This window comes from Pseudomonas sp. zfem003 (assembly GCF_032621675.1).
Classification (GTDB): Bacteria; Pseudomonadota; Gammaproteobacteria; order Pseudomonadales; family Pseudomonadaceae; genus Metapseudomonas; species Metapseudomonas otitidis.
In genome coordinates, this window is sequence record NZ_JAVYJG010000004.1 from 156,675 (window position 1) to 181,780 (window position 25,106).

At 68.3% G+C, this 25,106-nt stretch carries 17 protein-coding genes; 10 read left to right on the plus strand and 7 right to left on the minus strand.

The window, feature by feature from the left end; genetic code table 11:
- Positions 1–35: 35 nt before the first annotated feature.
- Both RTK35_RS09870 and RTK35_RS09875 read right to left on the minus strand, forming a co-directional pair.
- Complete coding sequence (locus RTK35_RS09870; protein ID WP_316907884.1) at positions 36–839, minus strand: Suppressor of fused protein (SUFU); 804 nt, start codon at positions 837–839, stop codon at positions 36–38.
- A 160-nt stretch (positions 840–999) separates the two neighbouring features.
- Positions 1,000–1,566: a hypothetical protein gene (locus RTK35_RS09875; RefSeq protein WP_316907885.1), complete on the minus strand. Its 567-nt coding sequence runs from the start codon at positions 1,564–1,566 to the stop codon at positions 1,000–1,002.
- A 109-nt stretch (positions 1,567–1,675) separates the two neighbouring features.
- Between RTK35_RS09875 and RTK35_RS09880 the strand changes: the two genes are divergently transcribed.
- From RTK35_RS09880 to RTK35_RS09910, 7 genes are all read left to right on the plus strand, one after another.
- Positions 1,676–2,725 (plus strand): hypothetical protein, encoded by a 1,050-nt coding sequence (locus RTK35_RS09880; protein ID WP_316907886.1) that lies wholly within the window; start codon positions 1,676–1,678, stop codon positions 2,723–2,725.
- Between the two features lie 264 nt (positions 2,726–2,989).
- Entirely contained in the window at positions 2,990–4,198 is a 1,209-nt protein-coding gene (locus tag RTK35_RS09885; RefSeq protein WP_182850234.1) for a hypothetical protein, read from the plus strand.
- A 178-nt stretch (positions 4,199–4,376) separates the two neighbouring features.
- Positions 4,377–6,185, plus strand: a complete 1,809-nt coding sequence (locus RTK35_RS09890; protein ID WP_044399638.1) for an ABC transporter ATP-binding protein/permease — start codon at positions 4,377–4,379, stop codon at positions 6,183–6,185.
- Positions 6,186–6,321: 136 nt separating this feature from the next.
- On the plus strand, positions 6,322–7,872 hold the full coding sequence (locus RTK35_RS09895; protein ID WP_236214250.1) for a DUF3369 domain-containing protein: 1,551 nt from the start codon (positions 6,322–6,324) through the stop codon (positions 7,870–7,872).
- Complete coding sequence (locus RTK35_RS09900) at positions 7,869–9,533, plus strand: ATP-binding protein (RefSeq protein ID WP_316907887.1); 1,665 nt, start codon at positions 7,869–7,871, stop codon at positions 9,531–9,533. Before RTK35_RS09895 ends, RTK35_RS09900 begins: the two co-directional genes overlap by 4 nt.
- 12 nt (positions 9,534–9,545) lie before the next feature.
- On the plus strand, positions 9,546–10,298 hold the full coding sequence (locus RTK35_RS09905; RefSeq protein WP_316907888.1) for a transporter substrate-binding domain-containing protein: 753 nt from the start codon (positions 9,546–9,548) through the stop codon (positions 10,296–10,298).
- Between the two features lie 70 nt (positions 10,299–10,368).
- Complete coding sequence (locus RTK35_RS09910) at positions 10,369–10,980, plus strand: LysE family translocator (RefSeq protein WP_316907889.1); 612 nt, start codon at positions 10,369–10,371, stop codon at positions 10,978–10,980.
- Between the two features lie 89 nt (positions 10,981–11,069).
- Here RTK35_RS09910 and gcvT read toward each other — a convergent pair whose 3' ends face one another.
- From gcvT to RTK35_RS09935, 5 genes are all read right to left on the minus strand, one after another.
- The gene (gene gcvT / locus RTK35_RS09915) at positions 11,070–12,194 is read right to left on the minus strand and encodes a glycine cleavage system aminomethyltransferase GcvT (protein ID WP_316907890.1); all 1,125 of its coding nucleotides are present in this window, start codon (positions 12,192–12,194) and stop codon (positions 11,070–11,072) included.
- Positions 12,195–12,267: 73 nt separating this feature from the next.
- Positions 12,268–13,644, minus strand: coding sequence for an L-serine ammonia-lyase (locus tag RTK35_RS09920; RefSeq protein WP_316907891.1), 1,377 nt, complete (start codon positions 13,642–13,644; stop codon positions 12,268–12,270).
- 154 nt (positions 13,645–13,798) lie between these two features.
- On the minus strand, positions 13,799–16,666 hold the full coding sequence (gene gcvP, locus RTK35_RS09925; RefSeq protein WP_316907892.1) for an aminomethyl-transferring glycine dehydrogenase: 2,868 nt from the start codon (positions 16,664–16,666) through the stop codon (positions 13,799–13,801).
- Positions 16,667–16,678: 12 nt separating this feature from the next.
- Positions 16,679–17,053: a glycine cleavage system protein GcvH gene (gene gcvH, locus RTK35_RS09930; RefSeq protein ID WP_044399613.1), complete on the minus strand. Its 375-nt coding sequence runs from the start codon at positions 17,051–17,053 to the stop codon at positions 16,679–16,681.
- A gap of 508 nt (positions 17,054–17,561) precedes the next feature.
- Entirely contained in the window at positions 17,562–19,085 is a 1,524-nt protein-coding gene (locus RTK35_RS09935; RefSeq protein ID WP_044399610.1) for a sigma-54-dependent transcriptional regulator, read from the minus strand.
- A 198-nt stretch (positions 19,086–19,283) separates the two neighbouring features.
- Here RTK35_RS09935 and RTK35_RS09940 point away from each other — a divergent pair, with 198 nt between their 5' ends.
- Genes RTK35_RS09940 through glgB form a run of 3 tightly spaced genes read left to right on the plus strand, consistent with a single transcriptional unit; the run spans position 19,284 to position 25,075 of the window.
- Complete coding sequence (locus tag RTK35_RS09940) at positions 19,284–21,284, plus strand: alpha-1,4-glucan--maltose-1-phosphate maltosyltransferase (RefSeq protein WP_316908049.1); 2,001 nt, start codon at positions 19,284–19,286, stop codon at positions 21,282–21,284.
- 10 nt (positions 21,285–21,294) lie between these two features.
- Entirely contained in the window at positions 21,295–22,896 is a 1,602-nt protein-coding gene (locus RTK35_RS09945; protein WP_316907893.1) for a putative maltokinase, read from the plus strand.
- The gene (glgB, locus tag RTK35_RS09950) at positions 22,889–25,075 is read left to right on the plus strand and encodes a 1,4-alpha-glucan branching protein GlgB (RefSeq protein ID WP_316907894.1); all 2,187 of its coding nucleotides are present in this window, start codon (positions 22,889–22,891) and stop codon (positions 25,073–25,075) included. The genes RTK35_RS09945 and glgB overlap by 8 nt, the downstream gene beginning before the upstream one ends.
- The last annotated feature ends 31 nt before the right edge of the window (positions 25,076–25,106 follow it).

Here is a 25,106-nt window from a genome sequence, read left to right on the forward strand (position 1 = left end):
TCTTCGGCTGAGCTTGGCGTGTCTTGCCCGTGTGTCTACACGACGCTGGGACGGGTGAGCAGGCTGCGGTGCCCGATGCCGGCGGACTGCAGGCGCTGCAGCAGGTCCTGGCGCGCGGCCTGGCCGCCGGAGCGGATGTAGTCCAGCTCGGCGGCAGTGATGAGCACCACCGGCACCAGGGTGACCGGCGACAACGGCATGTCCTCCAGGCGGGTGGCGAAGTCTGGCGCGGGGCCGCCCAGCAGGATGCCGACGCAGTCGTCTTCGGTGATGAAGGCCGGGGGCACCTGGCTGCCCACGCAGTTGGACTGGCTCACGCCGGGCAGCTCCAGGGAGAGGGCGCCGTAGCGCTCCAGCTGGGTCGTGATGCCACCTGCGTCCGCAACGGTATCGGCCACGCTCTTGAGCACCTCATAGGCCCAGCTGTTGCGCAGCGGGTCCACGTCGCCAGGGGCACCTTGTGCGTGCTCGGGAATATCCGGGGTGTCGATGAACAGTTCCAGTTCGAAGCCGTTGACCGGCTCGTCGCCGTCGTCGAACGGGTAGCAGAGGCCGTCGGTGGCCAGGATGATGCTGCCGTCACGGCGGACGACCCGGTAGGACTGGCGGGTGGAAGGCCAGTAAGGCCCGCCGGTGAAGCTGGGGCTGATGAGGAAGGTCAGCACATCGCGCTCGACGGCACCGATGCCTTGCCAGTGCCGGTCCAGGCGCTCGCCACTGGCCTCCAGTGCGACTTGCCGGGCCTGCTCGGCCGGTGTCATGCCTTCCTGGTCTGAATCAGAGGGTGTATCGGGGGTACCTGCTTGTGATGAGCCGAGCAGCTTCTTGAAGAACTCCATGGGCATTCCTTGCGTGGGGTGGGGTGTATCAGGCGTGCATTCTGGCGGGCCCTTGAGCTTGGCGAAACCACGGAGGCGATGTTTCATGACCGGCCACTCAGGGCCGGCTGCCAGAAGCAGGAGGAACTGGAAGGTCAAGGTGCTTTTCCTGGCCCCGGCGTCAGCGATTGCTTCCGGACATGAGCGCCGAGCGTACCGGTAGGGTCGAGTGTTCAGGATGCTCTTTGAGGAAGCTGCGTAGAGCCGATTCCTGACGGTTCACGATGCAGATGCGCGCTGAGGCGTAAGTAACCTCGCAAGTGCCCAAGGCAAAGAGGCCGCAGTGCTTGACGCCATAGCGTGCTGCCGACTCGATGGGTTCCGGGCAGTTGTAGAGCAGCTCTCCCAGGTAGTTGATTTCACCCTGCTTCACGGTGAAACGCAGGGGCGCGCCAAACGGGCCCATCGTGCCTCGGCGAGAGCCCATTTCCTGCACTTCGTAGTCACCAGCCGGCAGCCAGGCTGAATAGAGGTCCTTGGCTCCCCACCCCATGACCTGGCCTGTCTGCAGGTGACGGAAGCCGATCCAGGTGCCGTAGGGGCCGCCGTCGACCAGGGAACCGACGATCAGGCCTGCGTCCCGGGCGGAGCGAGGGCTGCTGTCCAGGGACATCTCTGCTGGCATGGGGGCGCAACCGACCAGCAGGGCGAGAAACCCTCCAATGGTGAGCGGGCGGAAAACGAACATTGAGAGCCTCAGGTGATGAATAGGTGAAGTGATTGGCAGTTGCGTGGCTGGACGCTGGGAGGGGGCTTCATTAGGATCGCCGCCTTTGCGCTTGCCTCAAGGATGAACCGTGATTTCGCCAGATTTTCCCCCATTTCGCTCATTGATGGCGCTGACTTCGTTCGCGCTTCTGCTCACGGGCTGCAGCATCAACGGCTCTTACTCTGACGCCACGCAGCCCGACGCGGCCAAGTTGCGCTTCGTCAGCGACATGGAGAACGCGACCCTCGACGTCTTCGACGAAGCGCATTGCGACGGGGCGACAACAGGAATCCTCAACAACATGCTCACGGGCAACACCCGTCGCCGGGCAGGCATGACCATCGCTCCCGCGAAGGAGTCGGATGCATACCTGGAGATACGCTTGAAACCCGGCAAGGAAGTTTTCCTGCGGAACAACTCCAGCGGCAGCTCCCACGTGTGCTCCACCGGCTTCAACTTCACGCCTGAGGCGGGTGCCGAATACGAACTGACCTTTTCTTCCAACGGGCGGCAGTGCATCTCGTCGATGGCACGCCTCAGTCAGGACGGTGGGCGAGTCATGCGTCATCCGTTGGTGTTGCTTGAAAAGGGGCTGCCCGGTTGCGCTGGAAGCAACGCGATTTTCCCCGAGGCGCCGGCCGCCCTACCGGCCACTCCTGAACGAACGGCGATGATCGATCAGATCATCGCCGACAGCCTCACGCCTGAAATGAAGCGAAGCGTTCAGCCCCTATCAAAGGCCGATCAGCTCAAAGTGACCGAGGGAATGGTGGCGGAGCGCAAGACGTCGATGGGGCTGACATTACCTGACGAGTATTGGGTGCAATACCAGGCCGCCTTGATGAGCTTCCTGCAGGACACCTTGGCGATGGGTGAAACCGTATTGAAGAAATACAAGGACGACTACAGTGCCCGCCTGAGTCCGTTGGAAACCGACGAGTTGCGCACCTATGTCCCGGACAGCCCGGAGCTGGACCGTTCCAAGGCGGCTGCTTTGAACGCCTTGATGCTCAAGCGCTACTACGACTGGCGCACGGTCGCTCGCAAGGAAGGGCTGGCCGCGCATTTGAGCCGAATGGCTGAACTGGATCGCCGCTTTGGCGTATGCGAACGCTACGCCGGCTGCTGGCGGAATTGAGCGCCATGGGTGATCCCTGCCCGTTGCAGCATTCAACTGACAGGGGATTTGACGCATCCTGCGCTGCTCTTGGGTGGTTCTTGGCTGCGCTGCTCTATCCGGCGTCCGTATTCCGACCCGCCATCCTGCCTCCCCAGCACTGACCTCCCACCGCATTCAACCGCCGCGATCTGCTTCTCAGGCGCGGCGGCGGCTTTGCCTTAGGATGCCGGGCTTTGGGCCGTGTCGATCCCGGCCCCCATCCCAGGACCGCCAGAGGCCGCCATGAACCCCTTGAGTGCAATCGATTACGCCCGTATCCAGGCGCTGCTGGAGACCGACTACGTGCAGGAGCACTACCTGCGCTACGAGGCCGGTGGCGACAGCTATGACTGGCTGGAGCTGGAGGACGGGGAGGGCGACAGCGTCGAGCTGTACGTCGAGTTCCTCCCGGACCGATTCCGCATCGCGGTGGCCAACGAGTCGGGCCCCGGTCCGGACAATGGCTTCGATGACCACCGGCATTTCATCTTCAAACTGGTGGATGCCGAGGCGCAGCGCCACGAGCTGCTCTTCCAGCCCATGGAGGTGGACGGCGAGGGGGCGGACTGCCTGGATACCTTCCCGCTCGCGGAACAGGCGCCGGCCGTCCAGGCCAGCGCGGTGCGTTACCTGGGGATGCTGGAGGCCTACATCCGTGCGGCGGACCAGCGCCTGGCCGAGCTGAAGGCCGACCTGCCGCCGGACATCATCCTCAATGTGCTGGGCACCTTCGAACGCTTCGACGCGCTGCGCGAGACCTTCGAGTCGATGACGGCCTCCATGGGGTTGGAGACCTTCCGCCTGGACGAGGCTTTCAGCGAGCTGGAGCACGACGACCGCATGCCGCGCTCCTACCGCATCTGTGCCGACCGCACGGAGCCGTCCATGACCGAGGAGGACGAGGCAGCCATCGAGGCGCATACCGCCACCGCCTATTTCGTGATGCCGCGCATTCACCACGAGCGCACCCGCATCGTTGCGGCGATGGCGGCGGCGCGGGCCCTGGGGCGCCTGATCGAGCAGGGGCTGGTCACGGCCGCCAAGGTCGAGACGGCGGGCCTGGCCCATGGCCTGGCGCGCTGGAAGGAGCTGATCGATGCGCTGGAGGCGTCGGTGGAGGCCCGTGACCAACGGCGCATGCTGCTGACGCTGTACCGCCTGTTCGTGCGCAAGCCCATCGGCCACGAGAACCTGCTCTACACCTGCGGCATGCAGCACCTGGGCCTGCCGGACTTCGTGATCCGCTTCGCCGAGGACGAAGAGGTCGACCTGGAGGCCCAGGAGGCGGCGGTGGCGCGCTTCGAGCAGGCCTTCCTGGCCGCGTTCGGGGTCGAGCCCGCCGCCGAGCCGTCGAGCCCGTACCTGGCGCGGCCGGACTTCGGCTACGAACTGGGCGATATCCGCCACAACCCCTTCGGCTACACCTGCATCGGCCAGCCCGCCCAGGGCTGAGGCGGGCAGGGCGGTGGTCAGCTGAACGCCGGCTGACACCGCCCCTGATGGATGTTCCGACGCGGCCGGTGCTGTTTATACTGCGCGCCGACACAGCGCCACCGCCTCGCTTCGGTGGCCTGGGGCGGGCTCCGGCCCGACCGCGTCGTTCCCTTCCCCCGAAGCACGGATACCCAGCATGGAAATGGATTGGAGCAAGGCCCTGCAGGAGAGCCTGAGCTGGCTCGCTGTCGCGTCCCTGGTCACCATCGTTGCGTTCTCCGCCGCCGCTGCGCTGGCGGTTCGATTCACCCGTTGGGGCAGTCAGTTCTGGCAGGTCGCCGGCCCCTATCTCAGCCCCAAGCGCAGCTGGAAGCCGCTGCTGGTCTTCACCCTGCTGCTGGTGATGGCGCTGTTCTCGGTGCGCATGAACGTGCTGTTCTCGTTCTGGTACAACGGCTTCTACAGCGCGTTGCAGGGCCTGGACCAGACGGCGTTCTGGTACTTCCTCGGCATTTTCGCGGTGCTGGCGGCCATCCACGTGCTGCGGGCGCTGTTCAATTACTACCTCACCCAGGCCTTCAACATCCGCTGGCGGGTCTGGCTCACCGAGCGCCTGACCGGCGACTGGATGAACGGTGATGCCTACTACCGCGGGCAGTTCCTCGACGAGCCGGTGGACAACCCCGATCAGCGCATCGAGCTGGACGTCAACGCCTTCGTCACCGGCTCGGTATCCCTGGCCCTGGGGGCGGTGAGTGCCCTGGTGTCGCTGGTGGCCTTCACCGGCATCCTCTGGGGCCTGTCGGCACCGCTGACGGTGGGCGGGGTGGAGATCCCCCGGGCGATGGTCTTCGCGGTGTACATCTACGTGATCATCGCGACCTGGATCGCCTTCCGCCTCGGCCGGCCGCTGATCCGGCTGAACTTCCTCAACGAAAAGCTCACGGCGAACTTCCGTTATGCGCTGATGCGCCTGCGCGAGTACGCCGAGAACGTGGCCTTCTACCAGGGCACCGCCATCGAGCGCGGCACGCTGCTGGGTCGCTTCAGCGCGCTGATCGGCAACGTCTGGGCCATGGTCTACCGGAGCCTGAAGTTCGACGGCTTCAACCTGGTGGTCAGCCAGGTGGCGGTGGTCTTCCCGTTCATTCTCCAGGCGCCGCGCTTCTTCAGCGGGGCGATCAAGCTGGGTGACGTGATGCAGACCTCCCAGGCCTTCGGCCAGGTGCAGGATTCGCTGTCGTTCTTCCGTACCTCCTACGACACCTTCGCCCAGTACCGCGCGACCCTGGACCGTCTCACCGGCTTCCTCGATGCCAACCAGCAGGCCCGCGAGCTGCCCAAGGTGGACACCCATGAGGCCGCCGATGGCCTGCGCATCGAAAGTCTCGACGTGCTGCGCCCCGACGGGCACCGCCTGCTGGCCGACCTGGCGCTGGAGCTGGTGCCGGGCCAGGCGCTGCTGATCAAGGGGCCCTCGGGCAGCGGCAAGACCACCCTGCTGCGGGCGCTGGCGGGGCTCTGGCCCTATGCCGAAGGCACCGTGTACCGCCCCGGCGGGCACCAGGCGCTGTTCCTCTCCCAGCGCCCTTACCTGCCCCTGGGCGACCTGCGCACCGCCATCGCCTACCCCAATACCGCCGTGGCCGAGGATGACGAACGCCTGAAGCAGGCGCTGCGCCAGGTCAACCTCGCGCACCTGGCCGAGCGCCTGGAACTGAGCCAGGACTGGACGCGCATCCTCTCCATCGGCGAGCAGCAGCGCCTGGCCTTCGCCCGGGTGCTGTTCAACCGGCCCCGTGTGGTGTTCCTCGACGAGTCCACCTCGGCCATGGACGAAGGCCTGGAGCACGCCCTCTACTCGTTGCTGCGCGAGCACCTGGACGAGACGCTGCTGGTCAGCGTCGGCCACCGCGCCACCCTGGCGCAGTTCCATACCCACCGCCTGGACGTGGACGGGCAGGGCGGTTGGGCCCTGCGCGAGCAGGCCGGCGACCTCGCCTGACCCCTCGCGCCCCGGGAGTCAGACGGCTTCCGGGGCGTCCTAAGGCCGCCGCGCAGCGGCTTACACGCAAAAAATCCAGTCACTCCATCCGGGCCGTCTATGCTGCTGGCATTGGGCCTTGTCCAGGATGAGTGCTATGGACTTCTTCGCCGATTCTCCCTCCTCAACCCATTCACCGCCGCCTGCTCCCCGGCCGATCCCGCCGTGGTGCGTGCTGGTGGTGGACGATGATGCCGAGGTACACGCCGTCACCCGGCTCGCCTTGAGCGGCTTCGAGTTCCAGGGGCGACCCCTGGAGCTGGTTCCCGCCTATTCCGCCGCCCAGGCCCGTGACATTTTCAAGTCACGGGACGACATCGCCCTGGCGCTGATCGACGTGGTGATGGAAACCGAGCACGCCGGGCTGGACCTGGTGCGCTACCTGCGGGAAACCTGCAACAACCGCATGACGCGCCTGGTGCTGCGCACCGGGCAGGCCGGCCAGGCGCCGGAGGACCGGGTCATCCGCGAATACGAGGTGGATGACTACAAGGAAAAGACCGAGCTCACCACCCAGAAGCTGCGCACGCTGCTGTATTCAATGCTGCGCTCGTACCGCGACCTGGGGGTGATCGAGGCCCAGCGCCGGGGCCTGAGCCATGTGCTGGAGGCCTGTGCCAAGGTGCAGAACGCCGCGACCCTCAAGGTGTTCTCCTCCACGGTGCTGGAGCAACTGACCACCCTGCTGCATCTGGGACAGTCGGCGCTGTACTGCATGGTCTGCCCCGGGGAAGGGCACGAACAGACCCGCACCCTGGCCGCCACCGGCGAGTTCCACAGCTACCAGGCCGACGACTCGCTGCAAACCCTGCCTGGTGATGTCGCCGAGCGCTTCCGCCAGGTGCTGGAGGCCAAGGCCTCGTGCCACTACGACGACGCCTACGTGCTCTACCACAGCAACGAGCGCGGCGGCGCCAGCCTGCTCTACGTCACCCACCTGGAGCCGCTGAGCGAGCTGGACCGGCAGTTGCTGGAAATCTACATGCGCAACGTGGCCATCACCTTCGAGAACATCAACCTGCTGGAAGACCTGCAGGAAACCTCCAAGGAGCTGGTCTACACCCTGGCCAACGCCGTGGAGGTGCGCAGCAAGGAGACCGGCGCCCACGTGCAGCGCGTTTCGCTGTTCAGCGAAATGCTGGCGCGGCTCTACGGCCTGCCGGAGCGCGAGGTGTACCTGATCCAGCATGCCTCGCCGCTGCATGACATCGGCAAGGTGGCGATTCCCGACGCCATCCTGCACAAGCCCGGCAAGCTCGACCCCGACGAGTGGGTGGTGATGAAGAAGCACGTCGACTATGGCGTGGCCATCCTACAGCGCTCCCGCCGGTTGCTGATGCAGGTGGGCGCGCAGATCGCCGGCAACCACCACGAGCGCTGGGACGGCAACGGCTACCCCCAGGGCCTGGCCGGGGACGCCATTCCCCTGTCGGGGCGGATCATCGCCCTGGCGGATGTCTTCGACGCCCTCTGTTCGCGGCGCGCCTACAAGGAGCCCTGGCCCCGTGAGCAGGTGCTGGACCTGATCCGCTCCGAGCGTGGCCGGCATTTCGAGCCGCAACTGGTGGATCTGCTGCTGGAGCACCAGGACGCCTTCTTCGCCATCCGTGACCAGTACCCTGACGACCCGGACGAGCACCATCCATGACCGCCGCGCCACCTGTCGGCCCCGAGCAAGGCCAGGTCGTGGTCGGGCGCAGCCTTTCCGCCAGCCTGCTGCGCCTGACCCTGGTCTGTGCGGTGGCGCTGGGCCTGGTGGTCAGCCTGGTGCAGATCGCGCTGGACTATGAGCGCAGCCGTGACCTGCCGGACGCGGACGTGCAGGCCCTGTTCGGCCTGGTGCGCGACCCGGCCACCACCGTGGTGTTCAGCCTCGACCAGAGCACCGCCGACGACCTGCTCAAGGGCATGCTCGAGCAGCGCGGCGTGGTCGGCGCACGGATCATGCTGCCGGAAGGCAAGCTGTTCGCCGACCGTTCCCGCAGCCTGACGCAGACCGAAGGCCGCGCCCTCAACGACATGCTGTTCGGCATGACGCGCCACTACCAACTGCGCCTGTCCACCGAGAAGCTCGGCATCGGCGCTGCCGGTTGGCTGGGTGACCTGCTGGTGGAAGTGGACACCTTCCCCTACGGCGGCGAGTTCCTCCACCGCGCCGTGGTGACCCTGGTCAGCGGCCTGGTCTACGCTCTGGCCATCTCGCTGATCCTGCTGCTGATCTTCTATATCTGGGTCACCCGTCCGTTGCGCCAGCTGATCTTCTCCATTGCCCAGGTGGACATCGCCGCCCCGGAGAACGCCCGCCTCAGCGAGCCCGCCGGACACGCCGAGAACGAGATCGGCGTGCTGGTGCGCGCCACCAACCAGCACCTGCAGGCCCTGGGTGACAACCTGCGGCAGGTGCGCGAAGGGGAGGAGAAGCTCAAGGCCTACTCCGACCAGCTGGAGTCCACCGTCGCCGAGCGGACCCGCGAGCTGACTGAAAGTGTGTGCCAGCTGCGCGAAGCCCAGGGGCAGCTGATCCAGTCCGAGAAGCTGGCGGCACTGGGCGGCCTGGTGGCAGGGGTGGCCCATGAGGTGAACACCCCGCTGGGCATCGCCGTCACCGCCTCCTCGGTGCTGGGAGAGGTGCTGGGCGAGTTGCAGAGCCAGTTCCAGGCCCAGACCCTGACCAGCGACGCCTTCCGCAGCCTGCTGCAGCGCGCCCAGGACAGCAGCACCATGCTCGACCACAACATCGGCCGCGCCGCGCGGCTGATCGCCAACTTCAAGCAGACTGCCGTGGACCAGGTGTCCGAGGCCCGCTGCCAGTTCCAGGTGCGCCAGGTGCTGGAGGCCCTGATAACCAGCCTGCACCCCGAGACCCGCAAGGTGCCGGTGGAACCGGTGCTGGACTGCGACGCCGAGCTGACCATGCAGAGCCTGCCCGGCGTGCTCACCCAGGTGGTGGCCAACCTCATCATGAACAGCGTGCGCCACGCCTTCTCCGAGACCCAGGCCGCGCGAATCGTCCTGTCCCTGAAGGCTGAGGGCGACGAGGTGCTGCTGGACTACCGTGACAATGGCAGCGGCGTACCGGCGGAGCTGCACGAGCGCATCTTCGAACCTTTCTTCACCACCAAGCGCGGCGAGGGTGGGACCGGCCTGGGCCTGAACATCGTCTTCAACCTGATCACCCGCAAGCTCAATGGCCGGTTGAAGTTCGAGTCCGCTCCCGGTGCCGGGGTGCACTTCCAGATCTGGATGCCCCGCGAGCTGCCGAGCCAACTGGTGGAGGCCAATGGCGGGCCCGCCGGCCCGCGCCAATAGAGGAGGGGCGTGATGAAAGCATGGCTCCTGGCAGTCGTGCTGGCTGCCTGTGTTGGGCCGGTGGCGGCCGAAACGGTGGTGATCGCCGCCGAGGACGACTGGGCACCTTATTCTTCCAAGCGTTTCGACAGCAAAGAACCTGAAGGCTTTGCACCGGAGCTGGTGCGCGAGGCGTTCGCCACCCAGGGCGTGGCGGTGCAGTTCCTCACCGTGCCGTTTTCCCGCTGCCTGCTGCTGGCAGAGGAGGGCAAGCAGGCCGTGGCCTGCTTCGACGTCACCATCACCGACGCCAACCGCGACCAATACGTCTGGCACCCGACCCCGCTGTTCAAGGAAGGCCTGGCCATCTTCGGTCGCGCCGACGAACCCCGGCAGGACCTGAAGACCGCCGACCTCGACGGCCACAGCGTCGGCATCACCAACGGCTACACCTACCCGACGGCCTTCATGGAGAACCCGGCCATCGAGCGCTTCACCGCCAACTCCGATGCGCAGCTGCTGCAGATGCTGGCGGCGGGGCGTGTCGACTACATCCTGATGAACACCATGCCCGGCTTGATGCGCATCCAGCAGAGCGGTGAGTTTCGGGGCAGGGTGAAACAGGTGGGGTTGATGCAGGAGGATGGCTTCTGGCTGGCCTTCTCCAAGGTCAACCCGGATGGGGCGCGGCTCGCGGCTGTGTTCGAGAAGGGCCTGCAGGCGCTGCGCAGCACGGGGCGCTACCAGAAGATGCTCGCCGACTTCCAGCAGCGCTACCGGGAGTGAACGCCGGCCTCGCGCAGCCCAGGGCGGCTCGCTAGACTGGCGCCTCGCGCCTGCCCTGGAGCCCCACCCGATGGCCTTGCATACCTGGTTGATCTACCTGCTGGCCGTCCTCGGCCTGTCCCTCACACCCGGCCCCAACGCCTTGCTGGCACTGTCCCATGGCGCCCTCCATGGGCACCGTCGGGCGCTGTTCACCATCAGCGGAGGCGCGCTCGGCTTCGCCCTGCTGATGGCGCTGTCCATGTTCGGCATCGGCGCGCTGCTCAAAGCCTCCACCCAGGCACTGACCCTGCTCAAGGTGGCCGGCGGCCTGTACCTGATCTGGCTCGGCATCCAGCTCTGGCGCTCGCCCGGCATCCAGCTGGACGCCGGCACCGAGGTCGGCCGGCGCAGCAACCTCAGCCTGTTCCGCCAGGGCATGTTCTCGGCTCTGTCCAACCCCAAGGTGATCCTGTTCTTCGGCGCCTTCGTCTCCCAGTTCCTCGACCCCGCACGGCCCCTGTGGCTGCAGTGCGTGGTCATGACCCTGACCTTCGTGATCATCGAATGCGTGGTGGAGTACCTGCTCGCCCGCCTGGCCCACCGCGTCCGCCCCTGGCTGGCGCGCAGCGGCCGGCGCTTCAACCAGGTGTGCGGCGGGCTGTTCGGGATGGCGGGGCTGGCGTTGCCGCTGACGCGCTGAGGCGAGGATAAGAAAAGGCGGCGGTAGACCCGCCGCCTGAAGGCCCCGGGCCGGCGAGGGGCCGCCGGTGGGGCATCGAGGGTAAAGCGTCAGCCGCGGTAGTAGCGCTGCGGCACGAAGGGGGTGCGGGCGACCTTCATGGGCACGCGCTTGCCGCGCACCATGGCCCAGACGTCGGTGTCCAGCGTGGCCTTGTCGGCGGGCAGGTAGCCCATGGCCACGGGGCCGCCCAGGCTGGGGCCGAAGCCGCCGCTGGTGACGCGGCCGATCACCGCGCCGTCGGCATCGACGATTTCCGCGCCTTCACGCACCGGTACGCGTTCCTGGGGCAGCAGCCCGACGCGCTTCTGCGCCACGCCATCGCACTGCTGGGCGTAGATGCGCTCGGCACCCGGGAAGCCGCCGGCGCGGGCGCCATCGGCACGGCGCACCTTGGAGAGGGCCCAGCCGAGGCTGGCTTCGATGGGGGTGGTGGCGCTGCTCATGTCGTGGCCGTACAGGCACAGGCCGGCTTCCAGGCGCAGCGAATCGCGGGCGCCGAGTCCGATGGGCTGGACTTCGGGCTGGGCCAGCAGGGTACGGGCGAGGGCCTCGGCCTTGTCGGCGGGCACGGAGATCTCGTAGCCATCCTCGCCGGTGTAGCCGGAGCGGCTGACGTAGCACTCCACGCCTTCCAGGCGCACGCTGCCGAACTGCATGAAGGTCATCTTCTTCACTTCCGGGGCCAGGCGGCCCAGCACCTCGGCGGCAGCCGGGCCCTGGAGGGCCAGCAGGGCGCGGGCCTCGAACAGCGGTTCGATCTCGCACTGGTCACCGATGTGCTGGCGCAGGTGGGCCAGGTCCTGGTCCTTGCAGGCGGCGTTGACCACCAGCATCAGCTCGTCCGGGGCCAGGCGCGCCACCATCAGGTCGTCGAGGATGCCGCCGTTGGCATCGGTGAACACCGCGTAGCGCTGCAGGCCCACCGGCAGGTCGATGATGTCCACCGGCACCAGGGTTTCCAGGGCCTGGCCGGCGTCGCTGCCGCGCAGGCGGATCTGGCCCATGTGGGAGACGTCGAACAGCCCGGCCTGGTCGCGGGTGTGCAGGTGTTCCTTGAGCACGCCCAGGGGGTACTGCACCGGCATGTCGTAGCCGGCGAAGGGCACCATCTTCGCGCCGAGTTCGAGGTGCAGTGCGTGCAGCGGGGTCTTGGCGAGGGTTTCAGTGGTCATTCCGTCTTCCTGTAGGTGCGCCGCGCGCACCGATTGAGGGCCCGTGGGCGCTGGGCGCCCGACGGACCGGCACTCAGCATTCGATGATGTTCACGGCGAGGCCGCCGCGAGCGGTTTCCTTGTACTTGCTCTTCATGTCGGCCCCGGTCTGGCGCATGGTGCGGATCACCTTGTCGAGGGAGATGAAGTGCTGGCCGTCGCCGCGCAGGGCCATGCGTGCGGCGTTGATGGCCTTCACCGAGCCCATGGCGTTGCGTTCGATGCAGGGCACCTGGACCAGGCCGCCGACTGGGTCGCAGGTCAGCCCCAGGTTGTGTTCCATGCCGATCTCGGCGGCGTTCTCCACCTGTTGCACGCTGCCGCCCATGACTTCGCAGAGCGCGCCGGCGGCCATGGAGCAGGCCACGCCCACCTCGCCCTGGCAGCCGACTTCGGCGCCGGAGATGGAGGCGTTCTCCTTGTAGAGGATGCCGATGGCGGCGGCGGTGAGCAGGAAGCGCTCCACGCCCTCGTCATTGGCGCCGGGGACGAAGCGTGCGTAGTAGTGCAGCACCGCCGGGACGATGCCGGCCGCGCCATTGGTGGGCGCGGTGACCACGCGCCCGCCGGTGGCGTTCTCCTCGTTCACCGCCAGGGCGTAGAGGTTGACCCAGTCCAGCACCGTCAGGCTGTCGCGCAGGGCGGCTTCCGGGCGCTCGCTGAGCTGGCGGAACAGCGCGGCGGCGCGGCGCTTGACCTTGAGCCCGCCGGGCATGATGCCCTCCTTGCGGCAGCCGGCCTTCACGCAGTCCTGCATCACCTGCCAGATGCGCTGCAGCCCGGCGCTGGTCTCCTCGGGGCTGCGCCAGGCCTTCTCGTTCTCGCGCATCAGCGCGCTGATGGAGAGGCCGCTGGCGGCGCAGTGGGCGAGCAGTTCCTTGCCGGTCTTGAAGGGGTAGGCGAGGGGCGTCTGGTCCTCGACGATGCGGTCGCGCCCGGCGGCCTCGTCGTCCACCACGAAACCGCCGCCCACCGAGTAGTACTCGCGGGCGCGCAACTGCAGGCCGGCCGCGTCGAAGGCGCGGAAGATCATGCCGTTGGGGTGGAAGTCGAGGGGTTTGCGGATCAGCGCCAGGTGCTCCTTCTCCACGAAGCGGATGGCCTTCTCGCCACCCAGGCGCAGCTCGCCGCTGTCGCGGATGGCCTTCAGGCGGGCCTCCACGGCTTCGGTGTCGACGGTGTCCGGTTGCTCGCCCTCCAGGCCGAGCAGCACGGCCTTGTCGCTGCCGTGGCCCTTGCCGGTGGCACCCAGGGAGCCGTACAGCTCCACCTTGAGGCTGGTGGTGCTGGCCAGCAGGTGCTCCCGCCGCAGACCCTCGACGAAGCGGGCAGCCGCCCGCATCGGGCCGACGGTGTGGGAGCTGGAAGGGCCTATGCCGATCTTGAACAGGTCGAAGACGCTGAGGGACATGGTGTCGCTCCTGAGCCTGGTTCGTGCTCGTTGTTATTGGGTCAGCGTAGACACTCGGGGTGGCCGGGCCGTGCGGCCCGACCGTTGAAGCGCAAAGGTGTGCGTGGGAGCGAATTCATTCGCGAATGAACTCGCTCCCACCTTCACGGGCCGGTCAGGCGTCCTGGTAGGCCTCGATGGACGGGCAGGCACAGACCAGGTTGCGGTCGCCATAGACGTTGTCGACCCGGCCCACCGGCGGCCAGTACTTGCCTTCCACCAGGGTGGCGGTCGGGTACACGGCCTGTTCGCGGCTGTAGGGGTGGGCCCACTCGCCGACCAGCTCCGCCGCGGTGTGCGGAGCGTTCTTCAGCGGATTGTCCTCGGCGTCGAGCGCGCCGGTCTCCACGGCGCGGATCTCGTTGCGGATGCGGATCATGGCGTCGCAGAAGCGGTCCAGCTCTTCCTTGGACTCACTCTCGGTGGGCTCGATCATCAGCGTGCCGGCCACCGGGAAGGACATGGTGGGGGCGTGGAAGCCGAAGTCGATCAGGCGCTTGGCCACGTCATCGACGCTGATGCCGCTGCTGTCCTTGAGCGGGCGCAGGTCGAGAATGCACTCGTGGGCCACCAGGCCGTTGGTGCCGGTGTAGAGCACCGGGTAGTGCTCTTCCAGGCGACGGGCGATGTAGTTGGCGTTGAGGATCGCCAGCTGCGAGGCGCGACGCAGGCCGGCGCCGCCCATCATGCGGATGTACATCCAGGTGATGGGCAGGATGCTGGCGCTGCCGAAGGGCGCGGCGCTGACCGCGCCTTCCTTGCGCACCAGATGGCCGTGGCCGGGCAGGAAGGGAGCCAGGTGGGCCTTGACGCCGATCGGGCCGACGCCCGGGCCGCCACCGCCGTGGGGGATGCAGAAGGTCTTGTGCAGGTTCAGGTGGGACACGTCGCCGCCGAACTGGCCCGGGGCGCAGAGGCCGACCATGGCGTTCATGTTGGCACCGTCGATGTACACCTGGCCGCCGTTGGCGTGGATGATCTCGCAGATCTCGCGGATGCCTTCCTCGAACACGCCGTGGGTGGAGGGGTAGGTGATCATGATCGCGGCGAGGCGCTCGCGGTGCTCTTCGGCCTTGGCCTTGAGGTCGGCGATGTCGACGTTGCCACGGGCGTCGCAGGCGGTGACCACCACGCGCATGCCGGCCATGTTGGCGGTGGCCGGGTTGGTGCCGTGGGCCGATTGCGGGATCAGGCAGATGTCGCGCTGGTCGTCGCCACGGCTCAGGTGGTAGGCGCGGATGGCCAGCAGGCCGGCGTACTCGCCCTGGGAGCCGGCGTTGGGCTGCAGCGACACGGCGTCATAGCCGGTGGCGGCGCAGAGCATGGCTTCCAGCTCCTGGGTCAGCTGCTGGTAGCCCTGGGACTGCTCGGGCGGGGCGAAGGGGTGCAGGTTGCCGAACTCGGCCCAGGTGATCGGGATCATCTCGCTGGCGGCGTTCAGCTTCATGGTGCACGAGCCCAGCGGGATCATGCTGCGGTCCAGGGCCAGGTCCTTGTCGGCCAGCTTGCGCATGTAGCGCATCAGCTCGGTTTCCGAGTGGTAGCGGTTGAACACCGGGTGGCTGAGGATCGGCGACTGGCGCAGCAGGGCGGCAGGCAGGCGGCTGGCGGCGGTGCCGGCCAGGGCGTCGAACGCCGGCATGGCCTGGCTGTCGCTGAACAGCGCCCAGAGCTCTTCCACATGGGCCTGGGTGGTGGTCTCGTCCAGGGACAGGCCCAGGCGCTGGTCATCGATCTCGCGCAGGTTGATGCCCCGGGCGCGGGCCTTGGCGTGCAGCTCGGCGGTACGGGCGCCGGTGGCCAGGGTCAGGGTGTCGAAGAAGTGCTGCTGCTCGACGCTGTGGCCCAGCTGTGCCAGGCCCTCGGCGAGGATGGCGGTGAGCTGGTGCACGCGCTTGGCGATGCGGGTCAGGCCCTGGGGCCCGTGGTAGACGGCGTACATGCTGGCGATGTTGGCCAGCAGCACCTGGGCGGTGCAGATGTTGCTGGTGGCCTTCTCGCGGCGGATGTGCTGCTCGCGGGTCTGCATGGCCAGGCGCAGGGCCGGCTTGCCGTGGCGGTCGATGGACACGCCCACCAGGCGGCCCGGCATGTCGCGCTTGAATGCATCGCGGGTGGCGAAGTAGGCCGCGTGCGGGCCGCCGAAGCCCAGCGGCACGCCGAAGCGCTGGGCGCTGCCCAGGGCCACGTCGGCGCCGAACTCACCGGGCGGGGTCAGCAGGGTCAGGGCCAGCAGGTCGGCCGCGACCGCCACCAGGGCGTTGGCGCCGTGCAGGCGCTCCACCAGGTCGCAGTGGTCATGGATGTCGCCGTCGGTGGCGGGGTACTGCAGCAGCGCGCCGAAGTAGGCGGAAACGTCGCTGATCTCGCGCTCATCGCCCACCACCACCTCGATGCCCAGGGGCTCGGCGCGGGTGCGCAGCACGTCCAGGGTCTGCGGGTGGCAATGACGGGAGGCGAAGAAGGCGTTGCTGGCCTTGTTCTTCGACAGGCGCTTGCAGAAGGTCATGGCCTCGGCGGCGGCGGTGCCTTCGTCCAGCAGGGAGGCGTTGGCGATCGGCAGGCCGGTGAGGTCGCTGATCAGCGTCTGGAAGTTCAGCAGGGATTCCAGGCGGCCCTGGGAGATCTCCGGCTGGTAGGGGGTGTAGGCGGTGTACCAGGCCGGGTTTTCCAGCAGGTTGCGCAGGATCGGGCTCGGCGTGTGGCAGGGGTAGTAGCCCTGGCCGATGTGGTTGCGCAGCAGCTGGTTCCTGGCGGCAATGGCCTTGATGGCCGCGAGGGCTTCGGCTTCGCCCTGGCCGGGCAGGGCCAGGTCGAGCACGCTGCTGTCCTTGATGGACTCTGGGATGACGCTGGCGGTCAGGGCCTCCAGGTCGCTGTGGCCGAGCAGGTCCAGCATGGCTTGGATGTCGGCCTCACGCGGGCCGATGTGGCGGGCGATGAACTCGTTGGCGGTGTCGAGGGAACGGGTCTGGATGGGCATGGCGGGTGTTCCTCAGGCGTTCTTCACCAAAGCATCGTAGCCGGCCTGGTCGAGCAGGCCATCCAGTGCACCGGCATCGTCCAGGCGCATGCGGAAGAACCAGGCCTTGCCTTGCGGGTCCTCGTTGACCTGCTCGGGGGTGTCGGGCAGCTCGCCGTTGACTTCCACCACCTCGCCGTCCAGCGGCATGACGATGTTGCTGGCGGCCTTGACCGACTCCAGCACGGCGACTTCCTCGCCCTTGGCGTAGCGTTGCAGTTCGGGGAGTTGAACGAAGACCACGTCGCCGAGGGCGTCCTGGGCGAAGTCGGTGATGCCGACGGTGACCAGGCCGTCTGCGTCCAGGCGCAGCCATTCGTGATCAGCGGTAAAGCGCAATTGGCTCATTGGTAACTCCTCGATGCGGTGGCCCGGTTCTTTGCCGGGCGCTGATAGGGACCCCCGGCACGGAGCGTCGCCCCGTGCTGTCTGGGCGCCTCATAGCAAGGCGGATGCCATCGAATAAAAATTCAATAAAAACAAATAGATAGGATGTTTTATTGATGTGAAATCTTTTCGTGCGTGTAGCGAAATCGCTACGGCTCTCGCGGTGACCGACCGGCCATGTGCGCGCAATCCAGGCGTGATGGGGCTTCCAAAGGATTTGTTGCGAATTCGCTACGCTGTAGCGAAATCGATACGTTCTCATAGTAATTTAAATAAAATACAATAAAAACAATTAGATAGGATGATTATCTAATGTGGATTATTGGATTGGAGCGCTGCGAGCCCCCGAGGCTGCCAGGCGCGCGCTCGCAGCCCCAGGCAGGCGGCCGCCAGCGGAGGCGAAGGTCGCTCTTGAATGGTGGTTTTATTACTTGAAAATCAATCGCTTACGATTGATTCGCAAGGTCGTTCACGCGTTCTTGCCCGGGATGCCGTACTTGCGCAGACGGTGGGCAATGGCGGTGTGGGAGGTCTTGAGCCGGGCGGCCAACTGGCGGGTGGAGGGGTAGCTGGCAAAGAGCTTCTCCAGCAGGCCGCGCTCGAAGTTCTCCACGGCCTCTTCCAGGCTGTTCACTTCGCCGTCGCTCTGCCGGGCCACGGCGGTGCCGGCGATGTCCAGGTCGCCGATCTCCACGATGTTGCTCTCGCAGATGGCGGCCGCACGGAAGATCACGTTCTGCAGCTGGCGCACGTTGCCCGGCCAGCGGTTGCCCAGCAGCGCCGGGTAGGTGCCGGGCGCCAGCCGGCACGGCGGCCGCTGGATCTGGGTGCAGGCCTGCTGCATGAAGAAGCGCGCCAGCAGGAGGATGTCCTGCTCCCGCTCCCGTAGCGGCGGCACGTCCAGGCTGAGCACGTTGAGGCGGTAGAACAGGTCCTCGCGGAAGCTGCCCTCGGCCACCATCTTCTCCAGGTTGCGGTGGGTGGCACTGAGGATGCGCACGTCCACCTTCACCTCGCGGTCGCCGCCCACCCGGCGGAAGCAGCCATCGCTGAGGAAGCGCAGCAGCTTGGCCTGCAGGTAGGGCGACATCTCGCCGATCTCGTCGAGGAACACCGTGCCCTGGTTGGCCAGCTCCAGCAGGCCCGGCTTGCCGCCGCGCTGGGCACCGGTGAAGGCGCCCGGGGCATAGCCGAACAGCTCGCTCTCGGCGAGGTTCTCCGGCAGGGCCGCGCAGTTCAGCGCCAGGAACGGCTGGTTGCGCCGGGCGCTGACGGCGTGGCAGGCCCGGGCCACCAGCTCCTTGCCGGTACCGGTCTCGCCGGTGATCAGCAGGGGCGCATCCAGGGCCGCCACCCGCAGGGCACGGGCCTTGAGGGTGCGGATGGGCTGGGAGTCGCCCAGCAGCGAGTCGAAGCCCTCGGCGTGGTCGTGGTGCAGGGCCGAGAGCCGCTCGCCGATGCGGTTGGGCAGGTAGAGGGTCAGCAGTGCCCCGGTGAGGCGCTCGCCCTCGTTGATCGGCACCGCGTCCAGCAGCAGCGCCTGGCCCTTGAGCTGGATTTCCCGCAGCGGCAGGCGGAAGCCCTGCTCGCGCAGCACCTCGTGCAGGCTCTCGTCGCCGAACAGCTGGGCCAGGGTGATGCCGGCCGGCTCCTCGCCGTACAGCGCCACCAGCGCCGGGTTGGCCAGCAGCACGCGGCCATTGCCGTCCACCGCCAGCACCGGGTCGGTCATCGCCGCCAGCAGCGCATCCAGCTGCAGGCGGTGGCGCTGGCCGGGGAGGATGTCCACCACCGTCACGTCCTGTACGCCGTGCACCTTGTGCAGGGCCTCGCGCAGCTCGTCCAGCACCTCGGGGCTCAGGGTCGGCGCGTCGATGTAGACGTTCGGCGGCACCATCTCCACCGCATCCAGGTTGAGGTTGCGTCCGCCGAGCAGGGCGAGCACTTCCTGGGTGATGCCGACGCGATCGATGAAGGTGACGTGAATGCGCATGGAAACCGGGCCGTACGAAGGAGCGGGGATTATGCCGCTCCCGCCGGGCCGGAGCCATGCCCGGGTGGTGCCGGGGTGGCGCAATCAGTTCGAACTTTACCGACGGCCCGGGCTCGGAACTAGCAGATTCCCGCCAACCGGCGCGGCCGTGGGTCGGCCCGCTACGCGCCGGCCACAAGGAGCCCGTCCATGTTTCCCATGCACCCTGCCGAATCCGTGGCGCGCCTGACCGGCGCGCTGTCCCTGGAAGAAGCCCTGGCCTGCCCGCGCATCGCCATCGAGGCGGTGGAGCCAGTGGTGGATGGCGGCCGTTTCGCCGCCAAGGCCATCGCCGGCGAGCCGCGCACGGTGAGCGCGGTGATCTTCGCCGATGGCCACGACAAGCTGGCGGCCCACCTGCTGTGGCGCGAGTCCCGCGAGGCCCAATGGCAGCGGGAGCCCATGCAGCCGCTGGGCAACGACCACTGGCAGGCCCGCTTCGTGCCGCCCGGTGTCGGCCGCGTGGTGTTCGCCGTGGAGGCCTGGTGGGACCTGTACGCCAGCTATTGCGACGAACTGGCGAAGAAGCACGCCGCCGGCGTCTCCATCGCGCTGGAGCTGCGCGAAGGAGTGGCCCACCTGGAGCGGGTCGCCGCCCAGGCTCCGCCGGAGCAGGTGGAAGCGCTGCGCACGCTGATCGAGGCGGTGGAGGCCACCCAATCGGTGGAGGAGCGCGTGGCGCTGCTGCTGGCACCGGAAACCCGCGCGGCCGTGGACCGGGTCCAGGCCCACCCGCACCGGGTGTGCAGCCCGTTGTTCCCCCTGGAGGTGGAGCGCAAGCGGGCGGAGTTCGCCAGCTGGTACGAGCTGTTCCCGCGCTCCGCCGCCAACGATGGCCAGCGCCACGGCACCTTCCTCGACGTCATCGAGCGGCTGCCGGCGATCCAGGCCATGGGCTTCGACGTGCTCTACTTCCCGCCCATCCACCCCATCGGGCGCACCCACCGCAAAGGGCCGAACAACGCCCTGGAGGCCGGCCCGGACGACCCCGGCAGCCCCTACGCCATCGGCAGCGCCGAGGGTGGGCACGAGGCCATCCACCCCCAGCTCGGCAGCCGCGACGACTTCCTCGCGCTGGTGCAGGCGGCCCGTGAGCACGGCCTGGAGATCGCCCTCGACTTAGCCATCCAGTGCTCCCCCGACCATCCCTGGCTGGCGCAGCACCCCGGCTGGTTCAGCTGGCGCCCCGACGGCACCATCCGCCACGCCGAGAACCCGCCGAAGAAGTACGAGGACATCGTCAACGTCGACTTCTATGTCCGCGAGGCCCAGCCCGACCTCTGGCTGGCCCTGCGTGACGTGGTGCTGGGCTGGGTGGCGGCGGGCGTCACACTGTTCCGCGTCGACAACCCCCACACCAAGCCGCTGCCGTTCTGGGAATGGCTGATCGCCGAAGTGCGCGGTCGCCACCCGGAGGTGATCTTCCTCGCCGAGGCCTTCACCCGCCCGGCGATGATGGCGCGCCTGGGCAAGCTGGGCTTCTCCCAGAGCTACACCTACTTCACCTGGCGCACCACCAAGGCCGAGCTGGCCGAGTACCTGCTCGAACTCAACCAGCCGCCGCTGCGGGACTGCTACCGGCCCAACTTCTTCGTCAACACCCCGGACATCAACCCCTTCCACCTGCAGGGCCAGGGGCGCGCGGCGTTCCTCATCCGTGCCGCGGTGGCGGCCATGGGCTCGGGGTTGTGGGGGCTGTATTCCGGCTTCGAGGTCTGCGAGTCCGCCCCCGTGCCCGGCAAGGAGGAGTACCTCGACTCGGAGAAGTACCAGCTGCGCGCCCGGGACTACCAGGCGCCCGGCAACGTCGTCGCCGAGATCGCCCAGCTCAACCGCATCCGCCGGGAGAACCCTGCCCTGCAGAGCCACCTCGGCCTGCAGGTCTACAACGCCTGGAACGACCAGATCCTCTACTTCGGCAAGCGCAGCGCCGACGGCGACAACTTCGTCCTGGTGGCCATCAGCCTCGACCCGCACCAGGCCCAGGAGGCGCACTTCGAGCTGCCGCTGTGGGAGATGGGCCTGCCCGACGACGCCATGACCCAGGGCGAGGACCTGATGAACGGCCACACCTGGACCTGGCACGGCAAGGTCCAGTGGATGCGCATCGAACCCTGGCGCCTGCCATTCGGCATCTGGCGCATCCGCCCCCAGGACTGAGGACATCGCCATGCCCAGGCCCGAACCGGCTCCCGCGACCCCGCCCGACCTGCCCACCCTGACTCTGGACGGCAGCCTGGCCGACCTCCCACCGGCTGCCCTGGAGGCGGCCCTGCAAGGCTGGCTGCCGAGCCGCCGCTGGTACCCCGGTACCCGTGCCGATGCCGCCCGGCTGCTGTACCTGTTGCCCTGTGGCGACGCAGAGCTGCCGGCCGTGCTGGCGGAAGTGGAGGTGCCCGGCGACCCTGCCAGCTACCCCGTGCCCCTGGTCTTCGTGCCGTTGGAACAGGCCGCCGGCGCCTCCGATGCCCTGCGCGGCGCCGTGGCCCGCCTGCGCCTGGACGGGCGCGACGGGGTGCTGATGGAGGGCTTCGGCGTGCCGGCGTTCATCACCCGCTGGCTCGATGACCTGGCCCGCGAGCCCGTGCGCGCCGTGGCCGGCGGCGAGCTGCACTGGCTGCCGGTGGCCGCTGCCGGCGCCTTGCCCGGCTGGCAGGGGGCGCCGGTCAAGGTGCTCTCGGCGGAACAGTCCAACAGCTCGGCGGTGATCGACGGGCGCTACATGTTCAAGCTGCTGCGCCGGGTGCTGCCCGGCCTGCACCCGGAGGCGGAGATGGGCGCCTACCTCACCGCCCAAGGCTTCGCCCACGTCCCGGCGCTGCTGGGCCAGGTGCGCCGGGTGGACGCCGACGGCGCTGCCCGGACCCTGGCCGTGCTGCAGGCCTTCCGGCCGAACCAGGGCGACGCCTGGCAATGGACCCTGGAGCATCTCGACCGCGCCCTGCGCAACGCCCTGACGGCGGATGCCGGGGGTGAGCAGGCCGCCGAAACCGAACTGCGCACCCTGCAGGCCTTCGCCGGGGTGCTCGGCCGGCGCCTGGGCGAGCTTCACAGTGTGCTGGCACGCCCCGCCGACGAGGCCGACTTCGGCCCGCTGGAAAGCGATGCCGCCACCACCGAGGCCTGGGCCCGCAGCGTGGTGGCCCAGCTGGACGCGGCACTGGCGGCGCTGGAGGACCACCGCGCCGCCCTCGATCCCGAGACGGCGGCCCTGGCCGCAGGGCTGTTGCAGCGTCGCGATGCCCTGCGCCAGCAGGTGGAGAGCCTCGCCCGGCGCAGCGCCGGCGGGCTGCTGATCCGCGTCCATGGCGACCTGCACCTGGGCCAGGTGCTGGTGGAGGACGGCGACGCCTGTTTCATCGACTTCGAAGGCGAACCCACCCGCAGCCTGGCCGAACGCCGGGCCCGCCACAGCCCCTTCAAGGACGTTGCCGGCCTGCTGCGCTCGTTCGACTACGCCGCCGCCATGCTGGTGCGGGGTGACGGGGTGGCGGACCACGCGCCCCAGGCCGCAGCCCTGCGTCGGCAACTGGCCGAGCGCTACCGGCAGCAAGCCGGTCGCGCCTGCCTGGAGGCCTACCGCATCGCCGCCGCCGGGCTGCCCCACGCCTGGTTCGAGCGGGACGGCGAGCAGGCCGCCCTCGCGCTGTTCGGCATCGAGAAGGCCGCCTACGAAATCCTCTACGAAGCCCATTACCGCCCGCACTGGCTCGCCGTGCCACTGCGCGGCCTGGTGGCGCTGACCCAAGACCCCGGAGTGACCCATGAGTGAGACCCTTGTCGGCGCGGATGCCGAACGCAACGCCATCCAGGCCCTGGTGAGGGCCGAGCAGGGCGACCCCTTCGCCTGGCTCGGCCCGCACCCCGTGGCCGATGGTTTGCGGGTGCGTGCCTACCTGCCCGGCGCCCTCCAGGTGGAGCTGCTGGACGAGCAGGGCGCCGTGCCCATGCAGCCGGCCGCCACCCCCGGCCTGTTCAGCGCCCCCTGGAGCGGCCAGGGCCGCTACCGCCTGCGCATCCACTGGGCCGGCGGCGTGCAGGAGACCGAGGACCCCTACAGCTTCGGCCCCTGCCTGGGCGAGATGGACCTCTACCTGTTCGCCGAAGGCAACCACCGTGAACTCGGCCAGGTCTTCGGCGCCCAGCGGGTGGAGCACGAAGGCGTCGAGGGCGTGCGTTTCGCCGTGTGGGCGCCCAATGCCCGGCGCGTCTCGGTGGTGGGCGGGTTCAACGGCTGGGATGGCCGTCGCCACCCCATGCGCCTGCGTCACCCCACGGGCGTGTGGGAGCTGTTCGTGCCGCGCCTGCAACCGGGGGAGGTCTACAAGTACGAGATCCTCGGCAGCCATGGCGTGCTGCCGCTGAAGGCCGACCCGCTGGCCCTGGCCACCGAGCACCCGCCCGCCACCGGCTCGGTGGTGACCGAGCCCCTGGCCTTCCACTGGCACGACGAAGCCTGGATGGCCGAGCGCAGCCGCGCCCAGGCCCATGACCGGCCGCTGTCGATCTACGAGATCCACGTCGGCTCCTGGCGCCGCGAGGGCGGGCCGGAAGGGCCGGTGCTGCACTGGCAGGCCCTGGCCGAGCAGCTGATCCCCTATGCCCTGGAGATGGGCTTCACCCACCTCGAACTGCTGCCGATCATGGAGCACCCCTTCGGCGGCTCCTGGGGCTACCAGCCGCTGTCGCTGTTCGCGCCCACCGCCCGCCACGGCAGCCCGGCGGATTTCGCCGCCTTCGTCGACGCCTGCCACCAGGCCGGCCTGGGGGTGATCCTCGACTGGGTGCCGGCGCATTTCCCCACCGACGAGCACGGCCTGGCGCGCTTCGACGGCACCGCGCTCTACGAGTACGCGCACCCCTTCGAGGGCTTCCACCAGGACTGGGACACCTACATCTACAACCTCGGTCGCCACGAGGTGCACGGCTTCATGATCGCCTCCGCGCTGCACTGGCTGCGCGTCTACCACATCGACGGCCTGCGGGTGGATGCGGTGGCCTCCATGCTCTACCGCGACTACTCGCGCAAGCAGGGCGAATGGATCCCCAACCGCCACGGCGGGCGGGAGAACCTGGAGGCCATCGACTTCCTCCGCCACCTCAATGACGTGGTCGCCACCGAGGCGCCCGGTGCGCTGGTCATTGCCGAGGAGTCCACCGCCTGGCCGGGCGTGAGCCGCCCGGTGCGCGAAGGCGGCCTGGGGTTCGCCTACAAATGGAACATGGGCTGGATGCACGACAGCCTGCGCTACATCGCCGAAGACCCGCTGCACCGCAGCCACCATCACCACCAGCTCACCTTCGGCCTGCTCTACGCCTTCTCCGAGCAGTTCATCCTGCCCATCTCCCACGACGAGGTGGTCCACGGCAAACGCTCGCTGCTGGACAAGATGCCCGGCGACCGCTGGCAGAAGTTCGCCAACCTGCGGCTGTACCTCAGCTTCATGTGGACCCACCCGGGCAAGAAGCTGCTGTTCATGGGCTGCGAGTTCGGCCAGTGGCGGGAATGGAGCCACGACGGCGAGCTGGACTGGTACCTGCTGCGCTATGCCGAGCACCAGGGCGTGCGCGACCTGGTGGCCGCCCTCAACCGCCTGCACTGCGAGGAACCGGCCCTGCACCAGCTGGACGGCCAGGCCGAAGGCTTCCAGTGGCTGATCGGCGACGACTCGGTCAACAGCGTGTACGCCTGGCTGCGCCGCGACCGCGAGGGTGGCCCGCTGCTGGTGGTGCACAACTTCACCCCGGTACCGCGCCCGGGCTACCGGGTCGGCGTGCCCGTGGGCGGGCGCTGGCGGGTGCTGCTCAACAGCGATGCGGATGCCTTCGCCGGCTCCCATGCCGGCACCCTGGCCGAAGCCGCCACCGTGGAGGGCGGCAGCCACGGCCAGGCCCATGCGCTGGTGCTGGACCTGCCGCCCCTGGGCAGCCTGGTGCTCAAGCCGGCCTGAGCCTGCCGGCATCGTCGCCTGGGCGGCGTGC